The following is a 10,554-nucleotide window of genomic DNA, read 5'->3' as shown; positions in this document are numbered from 1 at the left end:
ACACTTTTCACTTTCCGGGGAGCAAAAAGCCGATAACGGACTTTTTGCGACCCTGTCAAAGTTCCGCAAGAACTTTCGCGATACTTATAATAACCGGGCAGCCTCTTTAGCGAAGTAGGTCAGGATCATGCTGGCGCCTGCCCTGCGGATAGAGATCAATGATTCCATCATGACCCCCTCGGCGTTGATCATGCCCAGCTTGCCTCCAGCCTTCACCATGGAGTACTCGCCGCTGACGTTGTAGGCAGCAAGAGGCATGTCGTAGCGGTCCCTTAAGGCCGCAATGATGTCAAGGTAGGGAAGGGCCGGTTTGACCATGATAATGTCAGCACCTTCTTCAATATCGAGGGCCGCCTCCCTCAGGGCCTCAACGGCGTTGGGAGGATCCATCTGGTAGGCGCGCCTGTCACCGAACTGGGGTGTTGACTCGGCGGCCTCCCGAAAGGGGCCGTAGAAGGCCGACGCGTACTTTACCGCGTAGGACATGACGATGACCTGCTCGTACCCCTCCTCGTCGAGAGCCTCCCGGACAGCCCCAATGCGGCCATCCATCATGTCGGAGGGACCCACGATATCCGCCCCGGCCTCGGCGTGGGAAAGGGCAACCTTTGCCAGCAGCTCCAGGGTAGGATCGTTTTGGACCTCATCCCCTTTGATGACACCGCAGTGCCCGTGGCTGGTGTACTCGCAGAGACACACATCGGTAGTCACCACCATCTCCGGGACCTCACGCTTGATGGCCCGGACGGCCTTCTGCACCGTGCCTTCCGGGTCCCAGCCCTCGGAACCAGTCTCGTCCTTTTGGGCCGGGATCCCGAAAAGAATGACGGAAGGGATACCCAGATCCCAGCACTCCCGGCACTCCTTTACGATCTCGTCCACCGAGAGTTGAAACACCCCCGGCATGGCTCCTATTTCTTTCCGAACACCTTCGCCGTGAACAACGAAGAGAGGGTAGATGAAGTTGTCCGGGGAAAGCCGTGTCTCCCTGACCATGCGGCGCAAAGTCTCGGTACGGCGTGTCCTGCGCCCCCTGTATATGGGATAGTACATGGAAACCTCCGGTTTCAGTTTCAAGATCCAAGTTTGATAAAGTCGCAAAAAGTCCAATCGGGACTTTTCGCTCCACGGAAAGGGAAAAGCGTCGTTTTCCCTTTCCTTATAAATCAATGACTTACAGTGCGAGTAATTGATTTGGGCGCCCCGCGCGGGGCGCATTGATGGACTTTTTTGCGAGTCCATCAAGTTTCAGGTTTCAAGCTTTTTTCTACGTTCTACATTCTAACAGCTTTGCTCTTGATCTTATTCTGCGTGCTGCGTGCTTTTTCAGCGCTCCCGCAATCACCATCAGTTCGCTCACCATTCCTTCAGCGGTATGTTCATCCGGGAAATATATCTCCGTAAACCCGGCCTCCTCTGCCGCCTTTGCCGTTGTCGGCCCGATACACACTACGGGCATGTCTAGAATACTGGCTCCTGGCTCCTGGCTCCCGGCTCCTGCCATTTTAACGATTCCTTCCACAGCCGACGGGCTGGCAAACAGAACAACGTCCGGCCCTCCCTCTCCCAACAGCTCCCGGAGCTCTTGAGTCCCCTCTTCCGGAGCAACTGTTCGGTAAATAACGACCTCCTCCACCGCGGCCCCTCGCAGGCTCATTTCCTTTCCCAGATCGGTCTTGACCACCTCGGGACGCATAATGAGGAAGGAACGGCCTGAAAGATCCTCTTCGAGAGAGTCCAGAAGAGCCTCGGCCGTGTACTTTTCCGGCACACCCCCTACCCTTCCTCCTGCACCCTTCCAGACCCCTGCTGTCTTTTCCCCCACACACAGGGCAGGAGGAAGATCCTTGGGCTTTATACCCTCACGTTCTAACAGCTGGAGTGTACAAGCCACTCCGTTAGAGGACGTGAAGACGATATTGTCGTAACTATCAACCCGAGCCATAGCCCTGGCCAAACCCTCCGGCTCCGGCAGGGGTGAGATGGATACTGCGGGGATCACCGCAACAACAGCGCCCCTAGCGGTGAGATCCTTCAAAAGCCCGGCCGACTGCTCCCGGGCCCTCGTGATCAGGACGCTTATGCCTGCCAATGGCTGATCATCGCTTCGCTCTATCATAAAATGCTCAGTTCCGACCCCCTGATGTTGAAACACTTAAACCGATAAAAGCTTTTAACGCAGAGGGCCGCAGTTAAAACCCTGAATCAAAATTGAGTTTGTTGTTAATCATACTGCGAAACCTTGCGGTGCGGCCTTTTATTGGCCGCTCTGTGAAACTCTGCGTCAAGGCTTTTGACCTTATTCTGCGTGCTGGGTGCTGCGTCCTGCATTCTGTTTTAAACCGAGATTGCCGCGTCGCCCTCGACAGATTCGATTTCCTCAATCACCCCCACCTCGGTCCTCCCCCCTCAACAGGGGGAGGAAGAATTAGGAAGTGGCCTATTTGATGCTCGCAATGACAGACTGGGGTATTTTCCTCTTTCCTGTTTTTACTTCGCGAAACTTTGCGTCCTTTGCGGTTAAAGATTCTGCACTTCTCCTGACTCCTGGCTCCTGGGTACTGGCTTCAGTTCTTCCGCACCACGCACTGCCTTTTCCAGACCCTAGATCCCAGATCCTAGACCCTGATCTTCTAGCCCGGCCTATTCACGAGGTTCTTTTCCGTTCTGGCGGCGTTGCTGTGTCGTTCCCTTGTGCGGAATACTAAAGTATGCCTCCGCGCTCACTGGACAGTCGCCTTGCCGGAACGAAAAACTCCTCTCGTGACTATGTCCGGACAACCCCGCATAATTCATGATGTTTATCGTGCCATTCCCATTTATCCATATTTGCCACACAGTTAGCTCACATCTCATCACCATCATGAATAATGCGGGCTAGCTTATTTCCCTACAATACACCTCTTCCAGGATCTCCCGTCCGCCAGCTTCGAGGATGCGGGTAGCCAGGCCATTGCCCAGGAGAGCCGCCTCCGCAGCCGGACCCTGAGCCGATTCCTTGATGATCTTCTTGCCGTCTACGCTTCCCACAAGACCGGTGAGCAGGACTTCATCCCCCACCCGGACAGCGTAGGCAGCGATGGGAACCTGGCAGCCACCTTCCAGCCGGTGCAGGAAGGCCCTTTCAGCAGCAACGCAGGTCGCGGTAACATCATCGTTCAAAAAGGCTATCCGCTCTAAAGTGGGCTCGTCACTAAGGCGCGCTTCGATCCCAAGAGCCCCCTGACCGATGGCAGGCAGCATGACCTCGGGATCGATAACTTCGGTCACCTCATGCTCCCACCCCAGCCGCTTGACGCCGGCCATGGCCAGGATGATGGCATCGTACATGCCCTCTTTCAGTTTCCTCAGGCGGGTATTGATATTACCGCGAAGGGGTTCGATGACGAAATCGGGGCGGGCGGCGAAGAGCTGGGCCTGCCTGCGAAGGCTGCTCGTACCGATCTTTGCACCCTGTGGCAATTCCAGGATGGGGACCCTGCTCTGGCCAAGGACTGCGTCCCTGGGATCCTCCCGCGGGGAAATGACCACGATGCCCAGGCCGTCGGGAAGCTCAGTGGGAACATCCTTCATACTGTGGACCGCGATGTCCACCGATTTATCCAGCAAAGCTTCCTCGATCTCCTTGACGAAGAGGCCCTTGCCCCCCACCTTGGCCAGGGGAACATCCAGGATCTTGTCGCCCATTGTCTTTATGGTATGGATCTCAACCATAAGATCCGGATGCTTGCGAATGAGCTGTTCCTTGACCCAGTTGGCCTGCCACAGGGCAAGCTGGCTGCCGCGGGTGCCTATATGTATTTTATTACTCAATGAAAACCTCCCGTAATAAAATACTGATCTCAAATCTCAAATCTCAAATCTCAAAAAAGGCAGAATGAGTCCAAAACCAGTATTTTTGATTTAACTTATTATAAGGTTAAAGCAATAACGCAAACTCGATCTCAATAAACCCTCTTATATCCTATCCCCAGCTGTCTATAATAGCAGTGGAGCCGATGGCCATGATTTGAGATCTGAGATCTGAGATCGATCTTTGAAATTAACGGCATCGACTTTCGATCTAGTCCTCAATTTCAAAGATCTCCCTCACCATCCCCACCACTTCCCCTTCATCTCCCTTGTGAGCCGCTTTCTTCATCCTGCTGATGGGGCGGTGGAGGATCTTGTTCAAAATGGATTCGGTCATGGCCTCCACCCTTTTGGCATCCACCTCGCTGAGGCCTTCCATCCGTTTCATGGTTTTGGCAAGTTCGGTTCGGCGAACTTCCTCTGCCCATTCTCTTAAGGCCACGATTGTGGGGAAAGATTCCCTGGATCGCATCCAATCCAGGAACTGCCCCACCTCACCCACAACGATCTCCTCGGCTTTGGCCGCCTCCTTGGAGCGGGTCTTGATGTTGGTCTCAACAACCCCCTCCAGGTCATCGATATCGTAGGCGTAAACGTTTTCCACCTCGTTCACCGCCGAATCGATGTCTCTCGGAACAGCGATGTCGATGAAGAACATGGGCTTGTTGCGCCTGCGCTTGATGACATCCTTGACCATCTTCTTGTCGATGATGGTGGTGGGAGCACCGGTTGAGCTGATGACGATATCAGCCAGTTCCATCTGCTGGGCCAGTTCATTGAAGGGAATTGCCGACCCCTTGAACTCCTCTGCCAGCTTGACAGCGTTTTCGTAGGTCCGGTTTGCCACGATGATGTGTTCGACACCGTTGCTGAGGAGGTGCCGCGCGGCCAGTTCCGCCATTTCCCCGGCGCCGATGAGCATAACCGTCTTGCCGGTAAGTTCACCGAAGATCTTCTTGGCAAGCTCCACTGCCGCAAAGGAGATGGAGACGGCGGAGGTGGCGATCCTGGTCTCGGAACGAACCCTTTTGGCCACCGAAAAGGCTTTATGAAGAAGCCGGTTCAGGATGTTGCCGGTGGCGTGGGCGCTGGCCGCGCATCCGAAAGCTTCCTTGACCTGGCCCAGGATCTGGGGTTCTCCAACCACCATGGAATCAAGGCTGGATGCCACCCGGAAGATGTGTCCGACACACTCCTCACCGGACATGGTGTAAATATGGGGATCAAGCTTCTCCCTGGGAACATCGTGAAAATCGGCCAGGAAACCGATAATCTCACTCTTTGCCTCCTCCACCTTCTTTTTCGATGTGGCGGTGTAAATCTCCACCCTGTTGCAGGTGGAGACGATGAGGCCCTCGGCTACGCTGGGGCAGGCCACGAGCGAGCGCACACCCTCCTCCATGTTCCTCTCGGAAAAGGAGACCGTCTCCCTTATATCCAGGGGCGCTGTCTTGTGGCTCAGTCCGACGATGAGTATTTCCATGTTACCCTTTAATTATAGGAATGCAGACCGCTCAGGAGAAGATTGACGCCGAGGAAGGTAAACAGGACAGCCGCGAATCCGATGATGGAGAACCAGGCCGCCTTGCGTCCCCGCCAACCCGCCGTCAGCCGGGCGTGCAGGACCGCAGCGTAGATGAGCCAGGTTATGAGAGACCAGGTTTCCTTGGGATCCCAACTCCAGTAGGAACCCCAGGCGTACTGCGCCCACACTGAACCGGTGATGATGCCGAGTGTGAGCAACGGGAAGCCTACAGTGAGGGCCCTGTAGTTCATGGAGTCGAGGACATCCAGGCTGGGAAGCCTGTAATATAATGCTCCGGGGCGTTTTCTCTTGAGCTGTCGCTCCTGGATCAGGTACATGACCCCCGAACCGAAGGCCATGGCGAACAGGGCGTCACCCATGAAACTCAGGGTCACGTGGATGGGCAGCCAGTTGCTCTGAAGTGCGGGAGGGATCTCCCCGATCCCCTTGTTGGGCAACAGAGCGGCGGCGACCATGAGGATTAAATTGATAGGCATAACGAAAGCGCCCACAACGGGTACTTTGTATTTAATGGTGATGACCAGGTAGGCGGTGACGAGGCACCAGGAGAAAAAGACCAGGGACTCATACATATTGGTCCCGAAGGGCATCCCCCCCTTGAGGTACCTGGACAGGAAATATCCCAGCTGAGAGGCAAAGGTCAGGTAGAGGGTGTAGCGGGCCACCCTGGGCACGATCGGATTGCGGTAAACGAGGAAAAGCAGATAGTGCAGTGTGGCCAGGAACAGGAAAAAGAGGGAGGCTGAAAATAAAATGGTATCCATAGGTTAAGACCTTAGCAACGGAAGGAGGGATAGGGAAGGAGGGAGGATGAATAAAATGCTTTGAATACTCCTGATCTTCTGATCGCAATGATCTCTTATCGTAAATCCCGTTATTATCTTCTTCCTTCCTCCTTCACCCTTCAATTTTTCGCTACACTGATAGCACTCACATTACACCTCTCGACACACAACTGGCAGCCTGTGCAGCGCTCGGGGTCCACTACGTGAAGTTCCTTGGTCTCACCCTGGATGGCGTCAAAAGGACAGACCTTCGCACAGATGGTGCACCCGTTACAGGCATCAGAGATAAACACGGGGGAACGGGGCAGCATGCCGTCGAGGATGGTATCCTGAGGGCAGTTGTCGGCGCAGATCCCGCACTCCACGCACTTGTCCGGGTTGATGAGGGCCAGGCTGTTGTCCACTTTAACAGCTTCCACCGGACAGACTTTTTCACAGATCCCGCATCCTGTGCAACCCACCTGGCAGACCTTCCTGACACGTCCACCGGTATCGGTGGAGCTGCAGCTGACCCGCACCTCGTGGTTGAGGGGCTCCAGGGCGAGGACATCCCTGGGACAGGCCACGACGCACTTGTTGCAAGCCGTACACTTGTCGGCATAAACGATGGGAAGACCATCTGGCTTCATGACGATGGCGTCGAAGGGACAAACCGCCTCACAGGTCCCGTATCCCACGCAGGAGTAGCGGCAAGCTTTGCCTCCACCACCAATGAGGATGGCTGCGCGGCAGTCCTGGACCCCTTCATACTGTGCATCCATAGCGGCCTTCTCGTTGGTCCCACCGCACTGCAGGACAGCGATCTTTTTAACAACATCCCCCACGTCGAGGCCCAGGAACTCGGCCAACTGCGAGATAACGACCTCGCCCCCGGGGGCACAGCCCGTGGGCTCCGATTCACCCGCCAGGAGGCCGACGGCGAAACCGGGACATCCGGCGTAACCACAGGCCCCGCAGTTCAGACCAGGCAGGATGCCCTCGATAATCTCAAGACGGGGGTCAATTTCAACGTGGAATTTTTTTGATGCGAGACTGAGGCCGAAAGCGGCGACAAGTCCGAGTCCGGTAAGACTTACGACTGCTGTAACCATAGCTCTATTTCACCATTCCGGAAAAGCCCATGAAGGCAAGTGAAAGAAGGCCCGCAGTGACAAAGGCAAGGGCCGTCCCCTTAAACGGTTTGGGCACATTGGCCATCTCTCCCGTTTCCCTGATACCCGCCATAAGAACGAGAGCCAGAGTGAAACCGAGGGAAGAACCAAAGGCGAAGACCAGGGTGTGGAAGAAACCCAGCCCCTTCTGAACTGTGAGCAGCGCCACACCCAGAACAGCACAGTTCGTGGTGATGAGGGGCAGAAAAATGCCGAGAGACTGATACAGCCCAGGGCTGACCTTCCGAACGAACATCTCCACAAACTGTACCAGGGAGGCAATGACCAGGATGAACATGATGGTCTGGAGGTATTCGAGCTGGAACGGGATGAGGAGGAAGTTCTGGATGTTCCATGTCACCGATGCGGCGACGGTCATGACGAACACCACCGCCATCCCCATGCCTGTAGCGGTCTCGATCCTCTTGGACACCCCCATGAAGGGACACAACCCCAGGAAGCGGGCCAGCACAAAGTTGTTGACGAATACCGTACCTATAATGATGAGAAAAAGCGTCTGCACCTGTCAATCTCCTTCATAATGATGTTTAGCACCCGAAACGATGGTTAACGGTTCTGGGAGCTGTCCTTGACAAACACGCTACCATTCCATAATTTCCGGTTTTTGACAACCGTGGAAAGTGAATTTTAGATCTTTTCCAAAGTAAAAAACACGGGTGCTATAAAGACGATAAAAGCCCTTACGCAGAGTTTTTCAGAGCGGCCAATTACAGGCCGCACCACAGGGTTTAACAGGGTAAAATCTTAAATCCTGGGGAAGGCACATCCTCAATGAAAGCAATCAAGGCGTCTCTCGCAGGGACGCAGGGAACGCAGGCGACAGGTGCGGTCAACTTGTCCGCTGTATGTGTCTCTCGCAGGGACGCAAGGAACGCAGGCGACAGGTGCGGTCAACTTGTCCGCTGTATGTGTCTCTCGCAGGGACGCAGGGAACGCAGGGTAAAACCTGAATGCGGAAAGAACCCACTCCGTCATTCCGGGCAACGACCCGGAATCCAGTCGCACTTGCATACCGCGTCGTAGTTATTATCTTTCACCTAGCCCGCATTATTCATGATGCAAATAAGATGTCAGCTAACTGTGTGGCAATTAAAGATAAATGGGAATGGCGCTATAAGCATCATGAATTAGGCGGGGTTGAGCGGACATAGTCAGGAGAGGAATTTTTCGTTCCGGCAAGGCGACTGTGGAGTGAGCGCGGAGGCATACTTTAGTATTCCGCACAAGCGAACGACTCAGCAACGCCGCCGGAACGGAAAAGAACCTCGTGAATAGTCCGGGCTAGACACCTACATACCTAGATACCGCTTCACCCGTCATCGCGAACAGTCATTTATGTGAAGCGATCCAGATTGATATAAAAGCGATGTTTTCACCACAGCTTGTCACAGCATAGCCGAAGGCGACGACGGAAGTTCACTGAGGTTACTGAGAAAACCGGGATCTGGGAGAAAGCACGGTTGCCATAAACGCGATGAAAGGCTAGTTTACCACCGGGTACAGAGGACAAAATATTACAGATCTTCTTTGCGTCCCTGGCGTCTTGCTTGTCCGTCATAGCTTTAGCGACGACGGAAGCGAGTGAAATGATCAGGCGCGAGACAATCTTTTTTGGTAATTTGAAATAGTCTACGGTTCACGGTTCACTAATTATGAGGTGCATTTCCTATGTTCAACAACCTTGCGGACAAACTAGACAGCGTTTTCAAAAAGTTAAAAGGCCGAGGGCGCCTCACGGCAGAGGATATCGATGCCACACTGAGGGAGGTCAGGCTGGCCCTTCTGGAAGCGGACGTCAACTTCAAGGTGGTCAAGGAGTTCCTGGCGCGGACCAGGGAACGGTCGGTGGGTGACGAAGTATCAGGCAGCCTCACTCCGGCCCAGCAGGTTATCAAGATCGTTCACGGAGAGCTGGCCGGAATTTTAGGCGGTTCCCGGGCAGAGCTTGCCAAAGCCGACGTTCCCCCTACCAGGATTCTCATGGTAGGCCTTCAGGGGTCCGGCAAAACTACCACCTGCGCCAAGCTGGCTCTTCACCTTAAGGAAAAGGGACTCCGGCCCTACCTCATCCCCGCGGACCTGAGCCGTCCCGCAGCGGTGGACCAGCTGGTTTCGGTAGCCGGCAAGGTGGGGGTCCCGGTCTTTCATTCCGACACATCTTTAACCTCTCTTGAGGTCTACCGTCAGGCTTCTATTGAAGCGGGGCGTGCAGGGTGCGACACTGTCATTGTCGATACGGCAGGGCGTTTACACGTGGATGACGACCTCATGGCCGAAGCGTTAGCCCTCTCGGGAGCGGTACACCCCCACGAAACCCTGCTTGTGGCGGACTCCATGACGGGCCAGGACGCAGTTCATGTGGCCGAATCCTTCCACAACAAACTCAAGCTTACAGGGATCATCCTCACAAAGCTTGACGGCGACGCCAGGGGAGGCGCGGCCCTGTCCATGCGCCACATAACCGGAGTCCCGATCAAGTTCGCGGGGATCGGCGAGGGAATGGAAGGTCTGGAAGCCTTTTACCCGGAACGGATCGCATCCAGGATCCTCGGGATGGGCGACATCATGACCCTCATCGACAAGGCCGAGAAGACCTTCGACGAAAAGGAAGCGGCCAAACTGGTCAAAAAGACCCGCAAGGGGGATTTCGACCTGGCGGATTTCCGGGATCAATTGAAAAAGGTCAAGGAGATGGGGTCCATGCAGGAGATCCTCTCCATGCTGCCCCTGCCCGGAAAGATGAAAAACGCCATGCCGGCCGAGATGGATGACCGGGAACTGGTAAAGGTCACCGCCATCATTGATTCCATGACCCCCAGGGAGCGCCAGCACCCGAAGATCATCAACGGCAGCCGAAGAAAACGCATCTCTGCCGGCTCCGGCACCACCGTCACCGATGTGAACCGGCTGTTAAAGCAGTTCGACCAGGCGAAGAAGATGATGAAGAGGTTCGGAAAGGGCGGGAAAGGGAAAGGCCCGATGGGGATGCCATTCTAGCCCGGACTATTCACGAGGTTCTTTTCCGTTCCGGCTGCGTTGCTGTGTCGTTCCCTTGTGCGGAATCGCTAAAGTATGCCTCCGCGCTCACTGGACAGTCGCCTTGCCGGAACGAAAAACCCCAGAATCTTGATTGATTCTATTTTTGAGATTTTGGGGATAAAAAAACCTTGTTGGGATGGTAAGTTACGTTAAGAGACGG

Annotated in this window: 8 protein-coding genes; 1 reads left to right on the top strand and 7 read right to left on the bottom strand. The window is 54.8% G+C overall.

The features are described from left to right. Positions 1-84 precede the first annotated feature (84 nt). From hemB to rsxA, 7 genes are all read right to left on the bottom strand, one after another. The gene (hemB, locus tag P1S59_12445) at positions 85-1,053 is read right to left on the bottom strand and encodes a porphobilinogen synthase (GenBank protein ID MDF1527061.1); all 969 of its coding nucleotides are present in this window, start codon (positions 1,051-1,053) and stop codon (positions 85-87) included. Positions 1,054-1,267: 214 nt separating this feature from the next. Next, entirely contained in the window at positions 1,268-2,119 is an 852-nt protein-coding gene (locus P1S59_12440; GenBank protein ID MDF1527060.1) for a uroporphyrinogen-III synthase, read from the bottom strand. 758 nt (positions 2,120-2,877) lie between these two features. Beyond that, entirely contained in the window at positions 2,878-3,813 is a 936-nt protein-coding gene (gene hemC, locus P1S59_12435) for a hydroxymethylbilane synthase (GenBank protein ID MDF1527059.1), read from the bottom strand. Positions 3,814-4,063: 250 nt separating this feature from the next. After that, a complete protein-coding gene (hemA, locus tag P1S59_12430) occupies positions 4,064-5,335 on the bottom strand; it encodes a glutamyl-tRNA reductase (GenBank protein MDF1527058.1) in 1,272 nt (423 codons plus the stop codon). 8 nt (positions 5,336-5,343) lie between these two features. Continuing rightward, positions 5,344-6,162: a c-type cytochrome biogenesis protein CcsB gene (gene ccsB, locus P1S59_12425; protein ID MDF1527057.1), complete on the bottom strand. Its 819-nt coding sequence runs from the start codon at positions 6,160-6,162 to the stop codon at positions 5,344-5,346. A gap of 140 nt (positions 6,163-6,302) precedes the next feature. Continuing rightward, positions 6,303-7,274: an RnfABCDGE type electron transport complex subunit B gene (locus P1S59_12420; GenBank protein ID MDF1527056.1), complete on the bottom strand. Its 972-nt coding sequence runs from the start codon at positions 7,272-7,274 to the stop codon at positions 6,303-6,305. Positions 7,275-7,278: 4 nt separating this feature from the next. Continuing rightward, entirely contained in the window at positions 7,279-7,857 is a 579-nt protein-coding gene (gene rsxA / locus P1S59_12415; GenBank protein MDF1527055.1) for an electron transport complex subunit RsxA, read from the bottom strand. Positions 7,858-9,023: 1,166 nt separating this feature from the next. On the opposite strand from rsxA, the gene ffh reads away from it, so the two are divergent. Continuing rightward, on the top strand, positions 9,024-10,352 hold the full coding sequence (gene ffh / locus P1S59_12410; protein MDF1527054.1) for a signal recognition particle protein: 1,329 nt from the start codon (positions 9,024-9,026) through the stop codon (positions 10,350-10,352). Positions 10,353-10,554: the final 202 nt, after the last annotated feature.

The sequence above is a fragment of the bacterium genome (genome assembly GCA_029210965.1).
In the GTDB taxonomy this organism is placed as follows: domain Bacteria; phylum BMS3Abin14; class BMS3Abin14; order BMS3Abin14; family BMS3Abin14; genus JALHUC01.
This window is presented reverse-complemented; position numbering and strand designations above follow the sequence as displayed.

What these genes read in the sequence shown, in the direction of transcription:
- hemA (MDF1527058.1), bottom strand. Translation starts at nt 5,335, where the DNA reads ATGGAAATACTCATCGTCGGACTGAGCCACAAGACAGCGCCCCTGGAT.
- ccsB (MDF1527057.1), bottom strand. Translation starts at nt 6,162, where the DNA reads ATGGATACCATTTTATTTTCAGCCTCCCTCTTTTTCCTGTTCCTGGCC.
- ffh (MDF1527054.1), top strand. Translation starts at nt 9,024, where the DNA reads ATGTTCAACAACCTTGCGGACAAACTAGACAGCGTTTTCAAAAAGTTA.
- hemB (MDF1527061.1), bottom strand. Translation starts at nt 1,053, where the DNA reads ATGTACTATCCCATATACAGGGGGCGCAGGACACGCCGTACCGAGACT.
- P1S59_12420 (MDF1527056.1), bottom strand. Translation starts at nt 7,274, where the DNA reads ATGGTTACAGCAGTCGTAAGTCTTACCGGACTCGGACTTGTCGCCGCT.
- P1S59_12440 (MDF1527060.1), bottom strand. Translation starts at nt 2,119, where the DNA reads ATGATAGAGCGAAGCGATGATCAGCCATTGGCAGGCATAAGCGTCCTG.